The following is a 19,757-nucleotide window of genomic DNA, read 5'->3' on the forward strand; positions in this document are numbered from 1 at the left end:
AGACGAGGCGTCCTGATTCTGTCACTTTCGGCCACTCAATGGAACGACTATTGTTCGTCTCACGGACTAACCCGGTCCATTCAACCCCAGGAGAAAATCATGGCAATCCTCGTAACTGGCAGCACAGGCGTGATCGGCAAGCAGGTTCTCGACCATCTGAACGGCAGCGGCGTCGAAGTGCGAGCGCTGACCCGCTCGCCGGAAAAGGCCCAATTCCCCGCTGGCGTCACCGCGGTCAAGGGCGACCTGTCCGACATCGACGCAGTACGGCGCGCGATGAACGGCGTCAGCACCGTGTTCCTGCTCGCCCCCAACGCCGCGGACGAGCTGACGCAGGCTCTGCAGTCCCTCAGCGTCGCGCGGGAAGCCGGCGTGAAAGGCATTGTTTATCTGTCGGTCTTCAAGGGCGCGGAATATGTCGACGTGCCCCACTTCACCGGCAAGCACACGGTGGAGCGCATGATCGAGCACACCGGTCTGCCGGCGACGGTGTTACGCCCCGCCTATTTCATCCAGAACGATGTCCGGCAGAAAGACCCATTGCTGACGCACGGTGTCTACGGCATGCCGATTGGCAACAAGGGGATTTCGATGGTCGATGTGCGCGATATCGGCGAGGCCGCGGCACGTGAACTCCTGCGCCGCGAGCGCGCTGCCAGTCCGCTGCCGCGTGAGACGTACGAACTCGTCGGCCCCGACGCGCTAACCTCCGACACCATCGCCGCGATCTGGGCCGAGGCGCTGGGGCGTCCGGTCCGCTACGGTGGCGACGATCTCGATACCCTCGAACAGCGTCTCAAGGCGGTCGCACCAGGCTGGCTCGCCTACGACATGCGTCTGATGATGCGCCGGTATCAACTGGACGGCGCGGTCGCATCGCACGCTGAAGTGGAACGCCTCGCCGCGCTGCTCGGCCGGCAACCGAGATCGTATCGGGACTTCGCGGTTGCCACGGCCGCCGCATGGGCGAAGGGCTGATTGATCGGGACAGGTGAACGTCGCTATCCGAGGAAAGGCTCGCGTGTGAACCGCGGGCGGGGCTGAAAAGTCCCGCCCGTTTGCACGCCTGTGTTGAGTCGGGTCCGGAGTCATCGCCTGGAAACCGAACGCTTTGGCGTTATCGGGCGCGGCCTCAATGCCCGCCGCAGAAAACGGCGGTGAGAAAAAGCGGCACGACTTCACGAATGCTTGCATTGCTGCCGGCCTGTCGCACGCTCGCCTCGACCGACGTGGCAGAGCCTCTCACCACCACGCCATAAGTTGCGGCCTTGAGCGGCTGGCCGCTGCCCTGTTTGAAGATTGGATCGTTCTGCGCATACCCGAAAACGGCCGAGACGTGAAAGCCGAACGCCGTCAGATTGCTGCCACGCGCGGGACGAAATGCGTTGACCGAGTTCGCCTCAATGCGCATTGGCTTTGGATCGATCGACTGCTCGTCCAGAAGCGGAGCAATGAAATCGTGCGGGTTCGACTGGCAGTTCAGTTGAGTATCCAGCGCGTAGGCATTGCACACGGCTGAAGATAATCCCACGCCCAGCGACGCAAGGGCGATTAGCATGCGGAGAGCGGACGGTTTCATCGTAGTAGCGCGATCGTTCTGCTGGATTGCCTCGAGAGAAGCTCGAGAACATAAGGTAGCAGATCGTTGAGATTTCAGAATCGTACCGCTCGCCCGGCGAGTCTGTGCGGTGACGCTCAAACCGCTCAAACCGCTCAAAGCCGGCGAGCGGCAGGCGGCATCCCCCGCAGCACGACTCGCGTGGCCGGCGGCTGCGCGCACCCTGCTATGCTTTACGCGAAGCCAGTCTGCCACGCGAGGACCCGACGCGCGGGGCTATTGCCCTCCCGCGCCAAACCAGACCCACCCATGACCCGCTCCTCACATTACGACCTCCAATCATTACGCGTTTTCATCGTCGTCGCGGAACTCGGCAGCCTGACAAAAGCGGCCGAGCGTACCTGCCTGACGTTGTCGGCGGTCAGCAAACGCATGACCGATCTGGAACACAGCATCGATTGCACGCTGATGCTCCGGCAGCCGCGTGGCATCGAACTGACACCCGCCGGCCATGGGCTGCTCGCGCATGCGAGGCAGGTTGTCGAGCGCGTGAACCGCATGGCCAACGAAATGAGCGACTATGCTGCCGGCGTGCGCGGACATGTGCGGGTCTGGGCCAACACGTCATCGGTCATCCAGTTCCTGCCGCAAGACGTCGAGGCGTTTCTCTCCAGCAACCCCGGCGTGAAGATATCGCTCGAAGAGCGATTGAGCGACGAAATCGTCGCGGCAATCCGCAGCGGCGACGCCGACATCGGCATATTTGCGGACAACGTGCTCTCGCCGGCTATCCACAAGGCCAGGTATCGCGAGGACAGACTCGTGCTGCTGGTGCCGGCCGGCCACCCCCTCGCCTCGCTCGAAGAAGTCCCCTTCGCCGATACCCTCGACTTCGAGTACGTCGGCCTGAACGAAGGCAGTTCGCTGCTCGCGCGGCTGCTAGACGCCGCATTCAGCGCGGACCGGGTGCTCAAGCTGCGCATCCAGGTACACAGCTTTGACGGCATCTGCCGGATGATCGAACACGGGCTCGGCATCGGCATCTTGCCCGAGGGCGCCGTGCGTTCGGAACTTCTCGCGGCAGGTCTGCGCGCCGTGAAACTCACCGACGCATGGGCGCATCGAGCGTTGTGGATCGGCACGCTATCGCGCGAAACGTTGTCGCCTGAAGCGTTGCGCCTGTTCGACTTCATGTCCGGCCACACCGAGGCTTAAGTTCGCCGACCCTTTCCATTCTGGAAAGGGTCGTTGAGAATCCATTGATTTTCAGCACGCGCGGGTTGTCGCACAGTGAGCGTCAAGAAACGACGTTTGCAAGGAGACAACCATGACGAAGCCGCTCGAAGGCGTTCGCGTGCTCGAAATGGGCCAGCTCATCGCGGGCCCCTTCGCTGGAAAAATGCTCGCCGAGTTCGGCGCGCATGTCATCAAGATCGAACCGCCCGGCACGGGCGACCCGCTGCGCAAATGGCGCCTGCTGCATGAAGGCACGTCCGTCTGGTGGGCAGCGCAATCACGTAACAAGGAATCCGTCACGCTCGATCTTCGTTCGCCCGAAGGTCAGGACGTGGTTCGCCAGTTGGTCATGCAAAGCGATGTGCTGATCGAAAACTTTCGTCCCGGCACACTCGAGAAATGGGGCCTCGGTTGGGATGAACTGCATACCCTGAATCCACGCCTCGTCATGCTGCGCGTCTCGGGCTATGGGCAGACCGGCCCCTACCGCGACCGTCCGGGCTTCGGCGTCATCGGCGAAGCAATGGGCGGCTTGCGGCATCTCAGCGGCGAAACTGGCCGCACGCCCGTGCGCGTGGGCATATCCATCGGCGATTCCCTGTCTGCCTTGCACGGCGTGATCGGCATCCTGCTCGCGCTGCGCCATCGCGACCAGCACGGCGGCGCTGGCCAGATGATCGACGTCGCGCTCTACGAGTCGGTGTTCAACATGATGGAAAGCCTGCTGCCTGAGTACTCGGCGTTCGGTGCCGTGCGTCAGGCGGCGGGCAGCAGCCTGCCTGGGATCGCGCCGTCGAACGCATACCGCTGCAGCGACAGCAAATATGCGCTGATCGCCGGTAATGGCGACAGCATCTTCCGGCGTCTGATGGAACTGATCGGCCGTCAGGATCTCGCCGACGATCCCGCACTCGCTCAAAACGACGGCCGCGTAAAGAACGTCGAGCGGCTGGATGCCGCGATCGCCGAGTGGACCGGCCGCCACACGCTCGACGAAGTGCTAACCGCACTCAACGAAGCACGCATTCCCGCCGGAAAAATCTACGACGTCGCCGACATCGCGAACGACCCGCACTACCACGCACGCGACATGATTCTCGACGCCCAGCTCTCCGACGGCACACCGGTGCAGGTCCCCGGAATCGTGCCGAAGCTGAGCGCAACGCCGGGCGCAGTGAACACCTGTGCGCCCACGCTCGGACAGCACACCGACAAGGTGCTGGAAAACCTCGGCATCGGCACGGCGACCCGCGACACCTGGCGCGCGCGCGGCATCATCTGAACAGGAGCACGGCATGAGCAGCAAACGTCTGTATATCCAGGAAGTCGCGACCCGCGACGGCTTCCAGAACGAGGCGAAGTTCGTCGACACCGACGCCAAGATCGAACTGATCGATCGTCTGAGCGCGTGTGGTTACGCCAGGATCGAGGTGACCTCGTTCACCTCGCCGAAAGCGATTCCGGCTTTACGCGACGCCGAAGCCGTGATGCAACGGATCGCACGGCATCAAGGCGTCGTCTACACCGTGCTCGTGCCAAATCTGCGCGGCGCCGAGCGCGCGCTGTCGTGCGGTGTCGATGAAGTCAATCTCGTGATGTCCGTCAGCGAGCATCACAACCGCGCGAACCTGCGCATGAGTCGCGAGCAGTCGTTCGCACAGTTGCGCGACGTCATCGGCGTGGTCAGGCAAACGAACGTGGCCATCAACGTGTCGCTGTCCACCGCGATGGGCTGCCCGATGGAAGGCGATATCGAACAGTCTGACGTGCTGGACTGGATGCAACGCTTCGCCGATCTCGGCGTGCATGGCGTGACCTTGTGCGACACCACCGGCATGGCTTACCCGTCGCAGGTCGGCGCGCTCTGCGCCGCCGCGCGCGAGCGTTTCGCCGCGCTCGAACTCACGCTGCACTTTCACAGCACGCGCGGCATGGCGCTCGCCAACACGCTCGCCGCGCTGGAGGCCGGTATCGACCGCTTCGACGCCTCGCTCGGCGGCCTCGGCGGGTGCCCCTACGCGCCAGGCGCAACGGGCAATGTCTGCACCGAGGAGCTGGTGCACATGCTCGAACTCGACGGCTACGACACGGGCGTCGATCTCGCGGCAGTGTTGTCCGCCTCCGCCCTGCTTCCTGGACTGATCGGCCACGACGTGCCGAGCCAGTTGCTCAAGGCCGGACGGCGCCTGGACCTGCACGCGATGCCCTGCATCGCGGCCGACGGACAGCCGGAACAACACGCACTTTCTTCAGGAACATGACATGGCGCTCATCGACCATCTTGACCACCTCGTCCTCACTTGCGTCGACTTCGCTGCAACGAAGCGGTTTTATACCAAAGTCATGCAGATGCAACTTGAAACCTTCGGGGAAGGACGGACTGCATTTCGCTTCGGCAATCAGAAGATCAACGTTCACGTGCGCGGCGCCGAATTCGAGCCGAAGGCTCATGTTCCCGTACCGGGCGCGCTCGACCTGTGCTTCATCGCCACGGTGCCGCTCGACGACGTGATTGCGCATCTCGCGCGCTGTCAATGGCCGATCGTCGAAGGCCCGGTTGCGCGTACAGGCGCCACGCAAAAGATCCGCTCCGTATATGTGCGAGACCCCGATCTGAATCTGATCGAGATTTCCGAACTGGTGGGGTGACGTGATGATGCCCCGCCACTCACGATCCGGCGATTTGCACGCGCCGTCCAGCGGACTGAACGGCATGCCTTTATGTCCGGCGCGGCTTGGCTCGGAGGGTCGATGAACATCGTCCTGCTCGACAGCGGCACCTTGCCCGTGCCGCTCACGCCACCTGCCTGGGCGAGCGAGTGGTCCGCTCGCCCGGCCACGCGCGCTGCCGAGGTGGTCCATGCGCTCGAAGACGCCGTCATCGCGATCACGAACAAAGTACCTATCCGCGCGGCCGATCTGAAACGTCTGCCGAAACTCCGCTTTATCTGCATCGCCGCAACGGGCTTCGATTGCATCGATATCGACGCCTGCCGCGAGTCCGGCGTGGTCGTATCCAACGTGCCGGGCTATTCGGCACAGAGTGTGTCCGAGTGGGCACTCGCGTCGATCTTCGCATTGCGGCGCAATCTGTTCGCTTATCGTGAGGCCGCTCGCATTGCCTGGCCCGGGTCGCCGAATTTCTGCGTGCACGGTGCGCCGATTCTCGACATCGCCGGCTCGACGCTTGGCATTATCGGGCGCGGCGCGATCGGCAATTCGCTCGCCCGGCTGGCCCGCGCGGTCGGAATGAACGTGGTGTTTGCGGAGCACCGCGGACGGACCACGATTCGCGAAGGCTTCACGTCATTTGACGACGTGGTGCGATCCGCCGACGTTATCTCGCTTCATTGCCCGCTGACCGACGCAACACGCAACCTGATCGACGCAGCCACGCTGCGCACCATGAAACGCGGCGCACTGCTCGTGAACAGCGCGCGTGGCGGTCTTGTCGATTCGGCAGCACTGGCCGAGACGCTCATGAGCGCTCACCTCGGCGGCGCGGCGCTCGACGTACTCCCGCAGGAACCGCCCGATCCGCATGAGCCCCTGCTCACGTGCGCGCATCCCAACCTTATCGTTACGCCGCACATCAGCTGGGCGGCGACACATGCCGCGAACCGGCTCAATGCCGGCATCGAAGCCAACCTCGCTGCGTTCCATGCGGGCGCACCGATCAACGTGGTGAACGGCGCATAAGCCGACCCGGAAATAAAGTAACGGAGACAAGCATGACCATCAGCAATCTGGACGTGGGCGCAGATGCAAGCGCCCATTCGCGCAATGCCTCAGCGCAACCGGCCGCCGCCGACGATATTCCCTCTCATCATGTTCAAGCCAACACCCTGGGCGGCTGGATGGACAACATGCCAGCGGGCTCGCTGCATCGATTTGTCGTGTGGGTTGTCGGCATAGGCTTGTTCTTCGATATGTTCGAAATTTTCCTGGTCAGCTCGATCGGCGCGGCGTTGCAGGGGGAATACGGTATCGACAGGCACAGCACCGACTTCAAGTTGCTGCTGGCCTCGGCGTTTATCGGCATGTTCTTTGGTGCATTCTTTCTGGGCAGCATGGCCGACCGGATCGGCCGGCGTAAAGCGTTCCTGTTCAACCTCATCTGGTACAGCGGTTTTTCGCTGATCGGCGCATTCTCGGTCAACGCCGAAATGCTGGTTATCTGCCGCTTTCTCACCGGAATCGGCGTAGGGGCGATCTATCCGGTTGCCGATAGTTTCCTGTCCGAAATTCTGCCCAAGGAACGACGCGGGCGAATGGCCGCCTGGGCCTACACGGCATCGTACGTCGCGGTGCCGCTGGTTGGGTTCCTCGCGCTTTGGCTCAATCCTCTGCACTTTGGCGCCGTGGCGGGCTGGCGCGTGATTCTGGTGATCGGCAGCCTGGGCGCAGTGCTGGTTCTGCTCGTGCAACATAAGTTGCCCGAAAGCCCGCGCTGGCTATTGGCGCAGGGCCGCGTAGACGAGGCTCACGCGATGCTCCGGCGTTTTGCGCACAGTGCCGGGGTTACCGTGCAGGTCATCGCGCCTGAAACGACCGTCAAGCGCAATCCGATGCGATTGACCGAGCGCATTGCCTTGCTACGCCGTCCGCCCTACAACAAGCGCTACCTGATGTTGACCATCTTCCATCTGCTTCAGGGATTTGGCTACTATGGGTTCGGCACACTGGCGGCCACGGTGGTGAAAAGCCGCGGCTTTGACGTCACGGACGGAACGCTTTTTATTGCTCTATCGTTTCTCGGCTACCCGGTCGGGTCTCTGTTGTCGATTCCGCTACTCAACTGGATCGAGCGCCGGACGCTGGTTATCGGCGCCATATTGTCAATTGCGGTTTTTGGGCTGGGGTTCGCCTACTCCAACAATTCAGCGCTGATCGTTCTCTTCGGCGTGTTGACGACCTGTGCTTCGAATGTGTTCAGCAATGCGTACCATGTCTATCAATCCGAGATCTTTCCAGCCAGTGTTCGCTCAACCGCGATCGGCAGCACCTATTCGTTGTCCCGCATTGTTAGCGGCATGCTGCCATTCATATTGCTTCCCGTATTGAACCAGCAAGGAGCCGGTGCCATGTTCGGTATCATCGCGGCGGCCCTGCTAGTCGTGGCATTCACGGTGCGAATCCTCGGCCCTCGCACCACACGGCGAAGCCTGGATGAAATCAACCCGGGTTGAGCCAGCCGTCGTATGTCGCTTCATTCCTGAAAGCCGCGCCGAGCCTTCGATGCGCGCCGCAATCCCGGCCGATATTCATCGGACCGGGGTCGACGGGCGCGCGTCGACCCCACACCCGCATCAGGAAAGATGGTGTACTTCCTGGAGGCCATAAACCGGCGTCGCGATTCCCTCCATGCGCGCCTTCAACTGCAGCGATAAATACTGGGAGTAATGGCGGGACTGATGCAGGTTCCCGCCGTGGAACCACAAGGCGGCCTGCTGCGTGGGTTTCCACATGTTCCGTTGCTCGCCTTCCCACGGTCCCGGGTCTTTCGTCGTATTCGAACCGAGCCCCCATACCTTGCCCACCTTATCCGCCACTTCCCGCGAGATGAGATCGGCGGCCCAGCCGTTCATCGATCCATAGCCGGTCGCATAGACAACGAGATCCGCCGCAAGCTCGGTGCCGTCGCTTAACACGACAGAGTGCTCCTTCAATTCGGCCACATCCACGCCGCTCTTCAGTTTGATCTTGCCGTCAGCCACAAGGTCGGCGGCGCCCACGTCGATGTAATAGCCCGACCCGCGCCGCAGATACTTCATGAAAAGGCCCGAGTCGTCGTCCCCGAAGTCGAGCATGAAGCCTCGTTTTTCCAGACGATCATAGAACGCCGCGTCGCGCTCCCTGATCGCGTCGAACACGGGCTTCTGAAACGTGTGCAGGATCTTGTACGGGATCGACGCAAACGTCAGATCGGCTTTCGAGGTCGTCATGCCCGACGCCACCGCGCGCTCGGAATAAAGGTCCCCGAGAGCAAGCTCCATCAGCGAATCTGACTTGACGATATGCGTGGACGAACGCTGAACCATCGTGACGTCGACGCCCGCCTCCCATAGCGCCGCGCAGATATCGTGCGACGAATTGTTCGCGCCGATCACCACGACTTTCTTACCCTTGTACGCGTCCGGCCCGGGATGTTTCGACGAGTGATGCTGTTCGCCCTTGAACACGTCCATGCCTTTGAACGAAGGGATATTCGGCTTACCCGACATGCCCGTGGCCAGCACGAGCTGTTTGGGCCGCAGCGTCAGCGTCTCGCCGTCGTGCTCGACCTCGACCACCCATTCGGCCGCCGCTTCGTCATAGCGCGCGGACTTGCAGGTGGTCGACCCCCAGTAGTTCAACTCCATGACCTTGGTGTACATCTCGAGCCAGTCGCCGATCTTGTCCTTGGGTGTGAAAACCGGCCAGTTGTCCGGGAACGGCAGATAAGGCATATGGTCGTACCAGACCGGATCATGCAGACACAGTGACTTGTAGCGGTTGCGCCACTGATCGCCAGGACGGGGATTTTTATCGACGATGATCGTCGGCACGCCCAACTGCCGCAGACGCGCGCCCAGTCCAATCCCACCCTGCCCGCCCCCCACGATCAGGCAGTAGGGTTGTTCCGCACGCCCTAGCGCCCGCGCTTCGGCTTCACGGCGTTCCTTCCAGCTGATCCGATCCGTGCGTGCGCCATGTTCCGCGCCCATCGGACGGCGCTGGCCCTTGGGTTCCTCATGGCCTTTCAGTTCAGCCATCGTCGTCAACAAGGTCCAGATGAGACCGTCTTTCAGGCGGATAAAACCGCTGCCGCGGGCAACCTCAGTCTCGAACGTGATCCACGCCTGTGCGATACCGTCGGCTTCGGTCGGCGCTTCGTTTTCGGCAATCCTCAGCCGCGTGGGTTTAACGGCGTCGAGTTGAGCGTCGAGCATGGCGCCGATCTGATCACGGCCCTCCATGGTTTTAATATTCCACGTGAAAGCAACCAGGTCGCGCCAGTAGCACTCCGGTTGAAACAACGCGACGGCCGCAGCGGTATCGCCGCGTTTAAGCGCCGATTCCAGGGACTCCAGAACATGTGTAATGGTCTGGCTTGCATTATTTTCAGGCATGGTTGCTCCTCCATTCGATACGGATTAAAGAAACGTCGAAGTAATGCGCGGGTTCTTTGCCCGCTGGATAAGCGCGGACCGCTATCGCCGGTGTGGCGGGACAATGCCGAACTTCGCGATCCGTCTGTAAAGCGTCGCGCGCGAGATGCCGAGAGTCCGGGCGGTCTCGTCGGGGTGCCATTTCGCATCCGTCAGGGCGACGACGATACGCTCGCGCTCAAGGGCGTCGATCTCGGTGAGTGTGGGTTGGGCCGCGCGGGCGGGATCCCGGGGCTTCGGCGCCGCTTGCCGTTGCGCCCGGATGACGGGTGGACGAACACGTGCATGAAGCGGCGAGCCGCTGCCCACCAGCTTCATCGAAACCATGTCGCGGCCGGGCCTGACATCGAGCAGACGTTCGGCGCGAACATCGAATAGTTCGGAGACGGATCGCGGCAGCTGGTCGAGACCCGGCACACACTCCTTGGCCCGGCGGTTTGCCGCGACCGCATTTCCATGCACGTCGAAGGCGATCAGAATCTCCGGCTGAGCCTCCACGTAGTGGCGATTCCGGTGCGCCAGCAAAACCCAGTAATGCGTGGTCGCGTTGAGGAAAAAACTATCCTCGATCAACACCGCGCTGTGACGCACGATGTGGTTGATCAGGCGCTGGCTTTCGCGTTCGTCGGGTGAGCGGATCGCCGACGCATCCAGCACGCCGATCAATTCGCCTTCCAGGCCGAAGATAGGCGAGGCGCTGCAGGTCAACGTGGTAAACGCGGCGCGAAAATGATCTGTCTTGTGAACGGTGATCGGTTGCGAATCGAGCAGCACGGCCGCCACGCCACAGGTTCCCTCTTCCTGTTCGGACCAGCAGGAACCCCAATAAAGACCCGCGCGTTTGAAGTCGTGGCGCCGATCCCGGTCGACGCGATAATCTATCGTCACGCCTTTCGCGTCGGTGAGCATCACGCAGTAGTCCGCTTCGCGTACTGTCTCGTGCAGACGCGAAAGGCATTCGCCGGAGGCCCGCAAAACCGATTCTTCCCGGTGTTGTACGTCGCGTAGCTCCGGCGCGCTCAGAATGCGCGGACCTTTTGTCAGACCAGGATCGAGATGATATTGCTCGAGCGAGCGCCAGTACGATGAGGCCAGTCGCGCGGTATCGCCGCCGCGATCAGGCGTTCGGCCTTCGATCAACCTGCGGATCCGGTCGATGTGTCTCACCTGCGGAACATAAGGCATGAATGTCTCCGGTCTGCTCTGCGCACATCGTCAGGTGGCGCGCTCAGGATGACTTTTAGCATGCGTGTTCCGGAAGATCACACCGCAGTGCAGCATCACATCGAATGAGACTTTTGTCTCAGCGCTTTTATTGTGGGGGCGGAGTGCGGTTCGATTTCCGCCGTACTGAAGAAGGGGCGGCGTGGTGCCCCCTGCTAGAATGCATGCCCCTTTTCTCTGGAGACGCATATGTCCTGGTTCATCTATGAAGTGCCCGAATACAATGAAGACGGGGCGCGCATCGAACCCTTCAGCGACCTGCGTAGCCGCGTCCAGAAAGTGAGTGGACAGGCAATGGTCGACGAGCTGGAAAGCGTCCGCGAGAACGCCGCGAAGACAGCGGATACACCAGCGCACCCGCTACGCGCCGCGGACAATCCTCACGTATTTCCGATCCCGTACGCCGACTCCATGATCCTGGTCGGGTTCATTTTCGAATTGAAACGGGAAGCCCGGGCCCTGGTGGTGTCGCCCGTGGAAATGCCCTGGCTGAAAGACGCCTAAGCATACGTCGGCCACACGTCGGCAGCGCGCCGCCCGCGCGTGATGCATGAAGCGTCACGTGTACCGCGCGAGAAACATATCGGCGGCCGATTCCGCGACGTGCCGTTGTTTGTCCGCACCAAGAGGTGGCTGGCCCATCGTTACCTGGGGCCAGAAGGCGAACGCTTTTACGAGGGCCTGCAACTGCTGCGAAGCACATACCGGGTCCGGCGTCTTGAGACGGCCGTCGGCAGCGGCCGCGCGAATCCACACCGTCAAGTCCTCCTCCCGCTCGCCCATGCGGGTCACCATCTCCCGCGCACGCTCCGGCGAATGAATGCCTGCCGCGATCGCAACGCGCGCGAGGGCCAGGAACGCCTCGTTATTCAACAGGCTCAACTTCTTGAACAGAAGCTGGAGCAACTGCGCACGCAGTGGATGCACGGCGGAATAAGCCGGCGCCTCCCCCGTGTCACTCGATTCCCACAACTGCCGCAGAATCGCGGCGAATAGCGCTTCCTTGCTGGGGAAATGGTTGTAGACCGTCCGCTTCGAGACGCTCGCGCGCGCGGCGATGCGGTCCATGCTGGTCGCGTCGAAGCCGGCCGCGAGAAATTCTTCGATCGCCGCCGCAATGACGGCGGCCCGCTTGCGGTCGGTCAGGCGAATGGGGGGATCACTGGCGTTCATGGCTAAATTTTACACCGGGCAGTTTACTTTTCTCGAAAATAAACTACACTCGACAGTCTACTTTCTGCATCGAGGCGGTCTGCATGACATCGTTCACCGGTTCTATCCGCCGCATCTTCGGCCTGACGGCGGCGCAACGCGGGCGCGAATTGTTCGACATGTCGGCTCAGCATGACGGCGAGCGCTTCCGGAACGTCAAGCCGCGTCCCGTTGAAGGTGTCGGCAAGACCCTGGGCATCGCGTGGAATCTGCTGTTCAGGAAGCCGGACGGCACGGTGCCGGCGGGCGCGCTGCCCGTGGACCCGTTATCGCGCGAGCAACTCGACGCCGCGCCGGACCGCAGCCTGTATCGCCTCGGGCATTCGACCATGCTGCTCAAGCTGCGCGGCCAGTTCTGGCTGACGGACCCCGTCTTCTCCGAGCGTGCCTCGCCGTTCCGGCGCTTCGGCCCGAAGCGCTTCCACGCGCCGCCCATTGCACTCGAAGACTTGCCGCCGTTGCGCGGCGTGATTCTGTCGCACGATCACTACGACCACCTGGACCGCGAGACGGTCCTGGCGCTCGTCGGCAGGACGAGCGTGTTTCTGACGCCGCTGGGTGTCGGCGACCGTCTGATCGAGTGGGGTATCGAGGCGTCGAAGGTCCGTCAGTTCGACTGGTGGCAGGGCGTCGAAATCGACGGCCTCGCATTTACCGCGACACCGGCGCAGCATTTCTCGGGCCGCAGTCTGTTCGATGGCAACAGCACGTTGTGGGCCTCGTGGGTGATCGTCGATGACGCGCTCCGCGTATTCTTCAGCGGCGACACGGGTTACTTCGACGGCTTCAAGGCCATCGGCGAACGGCTCGGTCCATTCGACGTGACGCTGCTCGAAACCGGCGCCTACGATCCTCAATGGCCGTACGTCCACATGCAGCCCGACGAGACCGTACAGGCACACGTCGATCTGCGCGGCCGCTGGCTGGTGCCGGTTCACAACGGCACCTTCGATCTGGCGATGCATCGCTGGCAGGAGCCGTACGAGCGCGTGGTCGGGCTCACCGCGGCGCGTGGCATTGCGCTCGCGACGCCGCGCATGGGCGAGCGACTGGATCTGGGCGCGCCACATCGCGGCGGAAAGTGGTGGCGCGAGGTTGCTGACGTTGCGCAGGCCCCCGCGGCGTCACGGCGCTGGTTCTGCCGCGAGAGCCGGCAAGCGAACTCGTAAGGCTCGCGGCTCATCATCGGCGATTGACCATGGGCGCTCGCGGCCGCTTGCGTCGCCATCGACCGTCATGGCGAGGGAATGAAAACGGTGCGCTGACGGCTATCGGGAACGCCCCAATGTGCGCCGAGATCAGCGAGAGGAACAGCCTCGGTCGCGATCTGCAAACCCGCGCGTGCGGTCGCATCGAACACCTGCTGCATCGTGTGCAGCACGCGCGGTAAAGGCAGGCTGCCGATACCGCTGCCCAACAGCGAAATCGGCGCCGAGCGCAGCACGGCGGCGGGCAGAAGAAGATCGGCGCCGCTGATCGCGCCGATCTGGACGAAGCGCAGCGGTGCATCTTCAGCCAGGGTTCGCGCCGCGGCGATCAGCAGCGAGAGCGCGCTGGCGCCCCACACATAATCCAGCACCACGTCGACGCCCTCATGGAATTGCGATGCGAATGCATGGCTCAGCGCGTCGGCGTCCTGCTCCAACGAAATCGCGACATCCGCGCCGGCATGCTTGAGCGACGCCAGCACGGCCGCGTTACGACCCGTTGCGATGATTTTCCCAGCGCCAAGATGCTTTGCGATCTGGACAGCAAGCCGGCCCGACGTGCCCGTCGCGCCGTTGATCAGCACGGTCTCGCCCGCCACGAACCTGGCCCGCTCGACAAGTGCCGCCCACGACGACATGCCCGGAATAGCGATGGCGGCAGCCGTAACGTCGTCGACCGTATCGGGCAACAGCACGCAATTCGCTTCGGACACGAGGCACTGCTGCGCCATCGCGCCGAACGGCGCCTGCGGCCAGAAGAAATACACGCGTTGGCCATCTTCGCAACGCCCGGCGCCGTCGAGTCCCGCTACGAACGGGAACGTCCCCTTCGATGAATAGTGCGAGCCCGACGCTTTGGAGCGCGTGACGTGACTCAGCGCGGACGCCGTCACGTCGACGACACGGTGACCCGGACGGGGATCGGGGCGATCGAAATCGGCGTAAACAGGCGGTTCGCCCGCCGCTTTGACGACTGCAGCTTTCATGTTGTTGATTCCTTGAATTCGAAGTGAAACCGGCGTGCCGCTCAGCGGGCGCCGCCCTGAATGTTGATCGATGAGTTGACCGATGAGTTGATCGCTGAGCTGATCGCTGAGCCGATCCATTCGCGCAGCCTGGCGTCGCGAATCTCAAGTACATCGAACAGACCCACGGCGCGCAGCGCCGGCAGCGCCGCGACGATGTCCGTGGCGGCCACGGCGCGCGCCGCGTCAGTGCTGGCCGGATCGGTCCAGACTCGTGCATTGGCCAGAAAAGCGGCGACTGTACCCTTGCGGACCGTCGCACCATTGATATCGACCTGATCGACGTGGTCGGGGAGAACGTGTTCGGCTCGCATCGCGCGGCACTCCGGTGTTGTGTAAGTAGAAGCCAGTCTAGTGGTGCAGACCCGGCCCGTCTCCGGTATAAAGGTCATTCGATACCGGATTCCTGCCACGCTCTCATCATGACTACCCGCCTGATTCGACCGGATCTCGTGACCTCGCCCGACGGCCCGTTCCTTGCCGCGGCCGAACTGACGCAAAGCGAATCGCGCACGACGTCGTTGCACAGTCATGCGCGCGGACAGCTCATGGGTGCGTTGAGCGGGCTCGTATCGGTCGGGCTCGACAAACAGCAATGGGTCGTGCCCGCCACCCACGCGATCTGGATTCCACCGCATTGCGCCCACTCGGTACGCTCTTACGGCCCCTTCTCGGGGTGGAGCGTTTTCATTACCGAGGAGCGCTGCGAGTCGCTGCCGCGCCAGGCCCGCGCAATCAAGGCGACGCCCTTGCTGCGCGAGGCGGTGCGGCGCGCAGCAAGCTGGCCGGGCATCGAACTCGATCAGACGCAGACGCGCATTGCGGAGGTCATCGTCGATGAGCTCGCTGCGTCGAAAGAGGAATCGCTAGGCCTGCCGAGTCCCACCGATGCGCGGCTCGTCCGCATCACGGACGCGCTCGCCAGCGACCTGGCAGACAACCGCCGCCTCGAAGAGTGGGCGACATGGGCCGGTCTCGCGCCGCGAACGTTGAGCCGTCGTTTTCTGAGCGAAACAGGCATGACTTTCGCGCAATGGCGCCAGCAGGCCCGCCTGCTGCGCGCGCTGGAGCTGGTTGCGGACAGCGTTCCCGTCACCACGATTGCGCTCGAACTCGGCTACGAGAACGTCAGCGCCTTTATCGACATGTTTCGCCGGGCACTGGGCACCACACCCGGGCGCTACCCGGCAGTTGCCGCGCCAGAGCATCACCGTAGTGGCTAATTCGAAGCCGTATTCGCGACGCAGACAATATTTCCTTGCGTGAATCGTCTACAGACGTATGGAACCGCCGCGCACCCCAAACTCGACGATCGAACGCGATAACGACATCACCGCAACTGTGTTGCGTGAGCGGTCGAAACTCGGCAATTTCATCCGGCGCCGCGTGCACGATCAGGGCGAGGCCGAAGACATCCTGCAGGATGTCTTTCACGAGTTCGTACAAGCCTACCGGCTCCCCGCACCGATCGAACAGGTCAGCGCGTGGCTGTTCCGGGTGGCGCGAAACCGCATCATCGACCGCTTTCGCAAGCGTCGCGAGCAACCGTTGGCCGACATCGCCGACAACCAGGACGACCCGGACAACCTCGACTACCGGCTGGATCTCGCCCTGCCTGCCACCGACGCCGGCCCGGAAGCGGTCTATGCAAGGTCGAGGCTGCTGGAAGCCCTGCAAGCCGCGCTCGACGAATTGCCGCCGGATCAGCGCGACGTCTTCGTCGCTCATGAACTCGAAGGGCGCAGCTTCAAGGAGCTGGCATCCGGGAGCGGCGTCGGCGTGAACACACTATTGGCACGCAAGCGCTACGCGGTATTGCATCTGCGCGTTCGCCTGCAGGCCGTCTACGACGAACTGGATATCTAAAAGGAGCAACTAGATGAGATTCAAACTGAGATGCTTCGGCAAGGCACTGTTGGTTCTGGTGGGTATTGCCGTGCTGGGATGGATGGTGATGACGCTATGGAACTGGGTTGTCCCCGCGCTATTCATCAGTGCCCGTGCGATCGACTTTCCGCACGCGCTAGGCCTGCTGGTCCTGAGCCGGATTCTGTTTGGCGGATTTCGCGGGCATGGCGGCTGGCATGGACGCCGCCATTGGCGCCGTTGGGAACGGATGACGCCGGAGGAACGCGAAAACTTTCAGAAGAACCTGTCGTCCTTTGACGGCAAGCGCCACGAGGATCAAGCATGAGCCACACCTCTACATCCGCCTGCAAGCAGCCTGCGGGCGTGATTGCGCCAGTGGTCAATCTCAGGCGCTGCGAAGGCAAGGGTGATTGCGCGGTTGTCTGCCCCGAAAACGTGTTCGAAATCCGCCGGATCGACACGGCCGACTATCAGGAGTTGGGTGCGTTGAACAGATTCAAGCTGCGCGTGCACGGCATGAAAGTCGCGTACACGCCCAACGCCGATGCATGCCGGGCATGTGGCCTGTGTGTGACCGCATGCCCCGAACGTGCCATTACGTTAGCCAGGATCGGGGCGCCGTAACGTCGCGCATTGCCGCGCATCACTCAGGAAACCGCGAGACGGGACCGCAAGCGCCGCGGTCTCAACTCAGTGAATCCATTCCCGATTGCTGATAATTCTGAATCCCGACTTTATCGATCAAGGCCAGATTCGTTTCGAGCCAGTCGATATGATCTTCAGTGTCGTCGAGAATATGAGTGATGATGTCGCGCGAGACAAAGTCGCGAACCGTCTCACAGTATGCGATCGCTTCCTTACAAGTGGTCTGCGACGCCTGCTCGAGCTTGAGGTCGCACTCAAGGATTTCTTTCGTGTCCTCACCAATCAGCAACTTATGCAGGTCCTGCAGATTGGGTAAGCCGTCCAGCATGAAGATGCGCTCGATCAACAGGTCCGCATGCTTCATCTCGCCGATCGATTCGTCATACTCGTGCTTCTCAAGGCTTTTCAGGCCCCAATGCCCGTACATTCTGGCATGCAGGAAATACTGATTGATCGCGCTCAGTTCATTCTTCAACTGAGCGTTCAGATACTCGAGAACCTTGGGGTCTCCTTGCATATCGCCTCCTTGAAGGGTGACGTCCCGAGAGAAATGCGCGGGGCGTTGCCCAGGCATCCTGTTCCGTCTGATGCGAGCTGGCGCTTAAGCGTCGACGCGCGAATGGCCGTTGCCACCAGTCCAGCATAGTGTATTGCCTCAGCAACGTTAAAAATGAGAACCGGAATCGTTAGCAGTAGATTCGTTCGCCGTTGATACTCGCGAAGACATGGGATTGCGCATCAATCACGATCCGGGCGAGCCTCCTACGGCTGGAGAGATCACGTTGCCGGCCCGGTTGCGCGTGGGCTAACGTTGTGTGTCGTAGAGCCGGTCCGGGACGAAGAACGCGGTGACGCCGCTCAGAAAGAACACTCCGCCGACCACCAGAAATCCGGCGCCGATAGACAGCTGGGTGGCAATGTAGCCAATCACGATTGGGGCCGCGCCTGCGCAGAAGCGCCCGAGGTTATAAGAGCCACCCACGGCTGTCCCGCGGATAGCGGTAGGGAAACTCTCGGACATGAAGGTGCCGATCGTACCCAGCGGCACGCCATACAGAAACCCGAAAATGAGCATGAGGTAGGCAATGTTGTCGCGCGTATGCCAGAAAATGATCACCGGCAGGAAGAGCGCGGCACCCACACAGCCGAGCACATAAACACCACGCCGGCTCCAGCGGTCGCCTAGCCATCCCGCAACGATCTTGCCAATGAAGGCGACCACGAAAGTGCCAATCATGTAGCCCGCCATCGCACCGAATTTGATGTGCAGTTCCTTTTCCAGGTATGTCGGCAGCCAGTTGTTCAGGCCGTAAAATCCGGAAAGTGCGAACACGGACGCCAAGGTCCACAGGATGAACAAGCTTCGCGATTGACGGTTACTGAAGATCAGATAGTAGCGGTTGGTGCGATGTCCGCGCTCGTCCTTCCCGCCAGTCGCGCGGCTCGCCTGCCATGCCGCCGGTTCGGGCACGGCAAACTTTATCGCCAGCGCCAGCAGCACCGGCAGTGCCGAAACGTAATAGAGCGTGCGCCAGCCGTAGTGCGGCAAGATCCAGTTGCTCAGCGAAATGACGACGATATAGCCCGCGGAAATGCCGGTTTGCAGAACGCCGAGAATCAGTGAGCGCCGCTCGGTGGGCACGTATTCGGCAACCAGCGTGGAAACCAGCACCATGCAACCGATCCCCAACGAACTGATAAACCGCACCACCGCAAACTCGAGAAAGCTGTGCGTCAACCCGAGCAGCCCCGCGCCGAGCGAAAAAAGCGCCAGCGCCCAGGCCACCACCCGAACCCGTCCGAGGCGATCACTGGCCCAGCCGCCGAGAATGCCGCCAATGGCCATGCCAAGCAGCGTCAAGCTGCCCAAGGCGCCCGCTTCGACATTGCTCAAACCAAACTCGTCCTTGATCCGCGTGAGCGTCAGACCGTACATCATGACGTCCGCACCATCGGCCAGTAAGGCCAGGTAGCTGAGGACGAAGACCAGCACCCAGGTGTTCGAGGATTCGGAGGATTGGGTCAAGATTGTTCTTGCCGGTAAGTGATCGTCGTGATGTCAAAGGTGCGTGGCGCTACCGGCATATGCCCTGGCTTGTGCCCGATTGCACCTGATCAGCGCGGGCGCAAGGAAGGCGCCGATCAGCAGGCCTATGTTTTCGTGCTGGCCCGTGTACCACCCTTCCTTATGGGTGAGGTTCATCGTGCCGACGCATACCCCGTCGTACGCGACCGGAATATTCAGGATCGACCCGAGGCCCATGCCGGTCATTACCGCATGATCGTCGAACGCTTCCCGGATGCCCTGGGTCGTTTCCGCGCGAAATGGCCTGAGATCCCGCAATACCTGGCTTGCCCACACGGTGCCGGTTTTTTGCTTACGGCCTCCAACTGGGTACACGTCCGGCATGTTTGTATAAACGCGCTCGACTTCCTCGCGTTGCGCGTCGTAGGACATGATCGTGAAAAGGCCGAAACCGATTACGCTCGCAGCCAGGGCGTGAACCGCACGAAAAATCTCCATGGGCTGGTTTCGCAGCCGCATGACGACGGCAAGCCGTTCAAGGTCTGAAATGTCCAGTGCATGTGGAACTGGCACGATTGGATCGATCGGATTGGCTAGCATGAT

General features: G+C 62.0%; 22 protein-coding genes. 13 read left to right on the forward strand and 9 right to left on the reverse strand.

All coding sequences use genetic code 11. From position 1 onward, the window contains the following. Positions 1-99: 99 nt before the first annotated feature. On the forward strand, positions 100-978 hold the full coding sequence (locus BCY88_RS00695) for an NmrA/HSCARG family protein (protein WP_120342353.1): 879 nt from the start codon (positions 100-102) through the stop codon (positions 976-978). A 154-nt stretch (positions 979-1,132) separates the two neighbouring features. Here the strand turns inward: BCY88_RS00695 and BCY88_RS00700 are convergent, their stop codons facing one another. Then, entirely contained in the window at positions 1,133-1,699 is a 567-nt protein-coding gene (locus tag BCY88_RS00700) for a hypothetical protein (RefSeq protein ID WP_310796091.1), read from the reverse strand. Positions 1,700-1,867: 168 nt separating this feature from the next. On the opposite strand from BCY88_RS00700, the gene BCY88_RS00705 reads away from it, so the two are divergent. The 6 genes from BCY88_RS00705 to BCY88_RS00730 all read left to right on the forward strand — a co-directional run bounded on the left by BCY88_RS00705 (position 1,868) and on the right by BCY88_RS00730 (position 7,983). Continuing rightward, complete coding sequence (locus BCY88_RS00705) at positions 1,868-2,773, forward strand: LysR family transcriptional regulator (protein WP_120342355.1); 906 nt, start codon at positions 1,868-1,870, stop codon at positions 2,771-2,773. Between the two features lie 112 nt (positions 2,774-2,885). Continuing rightward, positions 2,886-4,076, forward strand: a complete 1,191-nt coding sequence (locus tag BCY88_RS00710) for a CaiB/BaiF CoA transferase family protein (protein WP_120342356.1) — start codon at positions 2,886-2,888, stop codon at positions 4,074-4,076. Between the two features lie 13 nt (positions 4,077-4,089). Beyond that, the gene (locus tag BCY88_RS00715; RefSeq protein ID WP_120342357.1) at positions 4,090-5,055 is read left to right on the forward strand and encodes a hydroxymethylglutaryl-CoA lyase; all 966 of its coding nucleotides are present in this window, start codon (positions 4,090-4,092) and stop codon (positions 5,053-5,055) included. 1 nt (position 5,056) lies between these two features. Further along, positions 5,057-5,443: a VOC family protein gene (locus BCY88_RS00720; RefSeq protein WP_120342358.1), complete on the forward strand. Its 387-nt coding sequence runs from the start codon at positions 5,057-5,059 to the stop codon at positions 5,441-5,443. A gap of 102 nt (positions 5,444-5,545) precedes the next feature. After that, the gene (locus BCY88_RS00725) at positions 5,546-6,493 is read left to right on the forward strand and encodes a D-2-hydroxyacid dehydrogenase (RefSeq protein ID WP_120342359.1); all 948 of its coding nucleotides are present in this window, start codon (positions 5,546-5,548) and stop codon (positions 6,491-6,493) included. Between the two features lie 32 nt (positions 6,494-6,525). Further along, complete coding sequence (locus BCY88_RS00730) at positions 6,526-7,983, forward strand: MFS transporter (RefSeq protein WP_120342360.1); 1,458 nt, start codon at positions 6,526-6,528, stop codon at positions 7,981-7,983. Positions 7,984-8,103: 120 nt separating this feature from the next. Here the strand turns inward: BCY88_RS00730 and BCY88_RS00735 are convergent, their stop codons facing one another. Both BCY88_RS00735 and BCY88_RS00740 read right to left on the reverse strand, forming a co-directional pair. Next, positions 8,104-9,906, reverse strand: coding sequence for an NAD(P)/FAD-dependent oxidoreductase (locus BCY88_RS00735; protein ID WP_120342361.1), 1,803 nt, complete (start codon positions 9,904-9,906; stop codon positions 8,104-8,106). An 81-nt stretch (positions 9,907-9,987) separates the two neighbouring features. Continuing rightward, positions 9,988-11,130, reverse strand: coding sequence for a sigma-54-dependent Fis family transcriptional regulator (locus tag BCY88_RS00740; protein WP_120342362.1), 1,143 nt, complete (start codon positions 11,128-11,130; stop codon positions 9,988-9,990). A 228-nt stretch (positions 11,131-11,358) separates the two neighbouring features. On the opposite strand from BCY88_RS00740, the gene BCY88_RS00745 reads away from it, so the two are divergent. Continuing rightward, positions 11,359-11,673: a helicase gene (locus BCY88_RS00745; protein ID WP_120342363.1), complete on the forward strand. Its 315-nt coding sequence runs from the start codon at positions 11,359-11,361 to the stop codon at positions 11,671-11,673. 54 nt (positions 11,674-11,727) lie between these two features. On the opposite strand, the gene BCY88_RS00750 is transcribed toward BCY88_RS00745, so the two are convergent. Continuing rightward, positions 11,728-12,342, reverse strand: a complete 615-nt coding sequence (locus tag BCY88_RS00750) for a TetR/AcrR family transcriptional regulator (protein WP_120342364.1) — start codon at positions 12,340-12,342, stop codon at positions 11,728-11,730. 83 nt (positions 12,343-12,425) lie between these two features. Between BCY88_RS00750 and BCY88_RS00755 the strand changes: the two genes are divergently transcribed. Continuing rightward, positions 12,426-13,550 carry an MBL fold metallo-hydrolase gene (locus BCY88_RS00755; protein ID WP_120342365.1) on the forward strand — a complete coding sequence of 375 codons (1,125 nt, stop codon included), beginning with the start codon at positions 12,426-12,428 and terminating at the stop codon, positions 13,548-13,550. 65 nt (positions 13,551-13,615) lie between these two features. Here BCY88_RS00755 and BCY88_RS00760 read toward each other — a convergent pair whose 3' ends face one another. Beyond that, the gene (locus tag BCY88_RS00760) at positions 13,616-14,575 is read right to left on the reverse strand and encodes a quinone oxidoreductase family protein (RefSeq protein ID WP_120342366.1); all 960 of its coding nucleotides are present in this window, start codon (positions 14,573-14,575) and stop codon (positions 13,616-13,618) included. Between the two features lie 41 nt (positions 14,576-14,616). Continuing rightward, positions 14,617-14,928 (reverse strand): hypothetical protein, encoded by a 312-nt coding sequence (locus BCY88_RS00765; RefSeq protein WP_120342367.1) that lies wholly within the window; start codon positions 14,926-14,928, stop codon positions 14,617-14,619. Positions 14,929-15,036: 108 nt separating this feature from the next. Here BCY88_RS00765 and BCY88_RS00770 point away from each other — a divergent pair, with 108 nt between their 5' ends. From BCY88_RS00770 to BCY88_RS00785, 4 genes are read left to right on the forward strand one after another with little or no spacing between them, the layout of a single operon-like run. Continuing rightward, positions 15,037-15,837: an AraC family transcriptional regulator gene (locus tag BCY88_RS00770; protein ID WP_120342368.1), complete on the forward strand. Its 801-nt coding sequence runs from the start codon at positions 15,037-15,039 to the stop codon at positions 15,835-15,837. A 58-nt stretch (positions 15,838-15,895) separates the two neighbouring features. Then, positions 15,896-16,480: an RNA polymerase sigma factor gene (locus BCY88_RS00775; RefSeq protein WP_120342369.1), complete on the forward strand. Its 585-nt coding sequence runs from the start codon at positions 15,896-15,898 to the stop codon at positions 16,478-16,480. Positions 16,481-16,493: 13 nt separating this feature from the next. Further along, positions 16,494-16,808, forward strand: coding sequence for a hypothetical protein (locus BCY88_RS00780; RefSeq protein WP_120342370.1), 315 nt, complete (start codon positions 16,494-16,496; stop codon positions 16,806-16,808). Next, positions 16,805-17,107, forward strand: a complete 303-nt coding sequence (locus BCY88_RS00785; protein ID WP_120342371.1) for a 4Fe-4S dicluster domain-containing protein — start codon at positions 16,805-16,807, stop codon at positions 17,105-17,107. Before BCY88_RS00780 ends, BCY88_RS00785 begins: the two co-directional genes overlap by 4 nt. A gap of 61 nt (positions 17,108-17,168) precedes the next feature. Here the strand turns inward: BCY88_RS00785 and bfr are convergent, their stop codons facing one another. The 3 genes from bfr to BCY88_RS00800 all read right to left on the reverse strand — a co-directional run bounded on the left by bfr (position 17,169) and on the right by BCY88_RS00800 (position 19,754). Continuing rightward, a complete protein-coding gene (gene bfr / locus BCY88_RS00790) occupies positions 17,169-17,645 on the reverse strand; it encodes a bacterioferritin (protein WP_120342372.1) in 477 nt (158 codons plus the stop codon). Between the two features lie 288 nt (positions 17,646-17,933). Beyond that, positions 17,934-19,154 carry an MFS transporter gene (locus BCY88_RS00795; protein WP_259461174.1) on the reverse strand — a complete coding sequence of 407 codons (1,221 nt, stop codon included), beginning with the start codon at positions 19,152-19,154 and terminating at the stop codon, positions 17,934-17,936. Between the two features lie 33 nt (positions 19,155-19,187). Beyond that, complete coding sequence (locus tag BCY88_RS00800) at positions 19,188-19,754, reverse strand: type III PLP-dependent enzyme domain-containing protein (protein WP_120342374.1); 567 nt, start codon at positions 19,752-19,754, stop codon at positions 19,188-19,190. Positions 19,755-19,757: the final 3 nt, after the last annotated feature.

Origin of the sequence: Paraburkholderia fungorum (genome assembly GCF_003610895.1) — a bacterium.
In the GTDB taxonomy this organism is placed as follows: Bacteria; Pseudomonadota; Gammaproteobacteria; order Burkholderiales; family Burkholderiaceae; genus Paraburkholderia; species Paraburkholderia fungorum_B.

What these genes read in the sequence shown, in the direction of transcription:
- BCY88_RS00780 (WP_120342370.1), top strand. Translation starts at nt 16,494, where the DNA reads ATGAGATTCAAACTGAGATGCTTCGGCAAGGCACTGTTGGTTCTGGTG.
- BCY88_RS00770 (WP_120342368.1), top strand. Translation starts at nt 15,037, where the DNA reads ATGACTACCCGCCTGATTCGACCGGATCTCGTGACCTCGCCCGACGGC.
- BCY88_RS00745 (WP_120342363.1), top strand. Translation starts at nt 11,359, where the DNA reads ATGTCCTGGTTCATCTATGAAGTGCCCGAATACAATGAAGACGGGGCG.
- BCY88_RS00750 (WP_120342364.1), bottom strand. Translation starts at nt 12,342, where the DNA reads ATGAACGCCAGTGATCCCCCCATTCGCCTGACCGACCGCAAGCGGGCC.
- BCY88_RS00755 (WP_120342365.1), top strand. Translation starts at nt 12,426, where the DNA reads ATGACATCGTTCACCGGTTCTATCCGCCGCATCTTCGGCCTGACGGCG.
- BCY88_RS00785 (WP_120342371.1), top strand. Translation starts at nt 16,805, where the DNA reads ATGAGCCACACCTCTACATCCGCCTGCAAGCAGCCTGCGGGCGTGATT.
- BCY88_RS00800 (WP_120342374.1), bottom strand. Translation starts at nt 19,754, where the DNA reads ATGCTAGCCAATCCGATCGATCCAATCGTGCCAGTTCCACATGCACTG.
- BCY88_RS00705 (WP_120342355.1), top strand. Translation starts at nt 1,868, where the DNA reads ATGACCCGCTCCTCACATTACGACCTCCAATCATTACGCGTTTTCATC.
- BCY88_RS00720 (WP_120342358.1), top strand. Translation starts at nt 5,057, where the DNA reads ATGGCGCTCATCGACCATCTTGACCACCTCGTCCTCACTTGCGTCGAC.
- BCY88_RS00765 (WP_120342367.1), bottom strand. Translation starts at nt 14,928, where the DNA reads ATGCGAGCCGAACACGTTCTCCCCGACCACGTCGATCAGGTCGATATC.
- bfr (WP_120342372.1), bottom strand. Translation starts at nt 17,645, where the DNA reads ATGCAAGGAGACCCCAAGGTTCTCGAGTATCTGAACGCTCAGTTGAAG.
- BCY88_RS00715 (WP_120342357.1), top strand. Translation starts at nt 4,090, where the DNA reads ATGAGCAGCAAACGTCTGTATATCCAGGAAGTCGCGACCCGCGACGGC.
- BCY88_RS00740 (WP_120342362.1), bottom strand. Translation starts at nt 11,130, where the DNA reads ATGCCTTATGTTCCGCAGGTGAGACACATCGACCGGATCCGCAGGTTG.
- BCY88_RS00730 (WP_120342360.1), top strand. Translation starts at nt 6,526, where the DNA reads ATGACCATCAGCAATCTGGACGTGGGCGCAGATGCAAGCGCCCATTCG.
- BCY88_RS00725 (WP_120342359.1), top strand. Translation starts at nt 5,546, where the DNA reads ATGAACATCGTCCTGCTCGACAGCGGCACCTTGCCCGTGCCGCTCACG.
- BCY88_RS00760 (WP_120342366.1), bottom strand. Translation starts at nt 14,575, where the DNA reads ATGAAAGCTGCAGTCGTCAAAGCGGCGGGCGAACCGCCTGTTTACGCC.
- BCY88_RS00695 (WP_120342353.1), top strand. Translation starts at nt 100, where the DNA reads ATGGCAATCCTCGTAACTGGCAGCACAGGCGTGATCGGCAAGCAGGTT.
- BCY88_RS00710 (WP_120342356.1), top strand. Translation starts at nt 2,886, where the DNA reads ATGACGAAGCCGCTCGAAGGCGTTCGCGTGCTCGAAATGGGCCAGCTC.
- BCY88_RS00735 (WP_120342361.1), bottom strand. Translation starts at nt 9,906, where the DNA reads ATGCCTGAAAATAATGCAAGCCAGACCATTACACATGTTCTGGAGTCC.
- BCY88_RS00775 (WP_120342369.1), top strand. Translation starts at nt 15,896, where the DNA reads ATGGAACCGCCGCGCACCCCAAACTCGACGATCGAACGCGATAACGAC.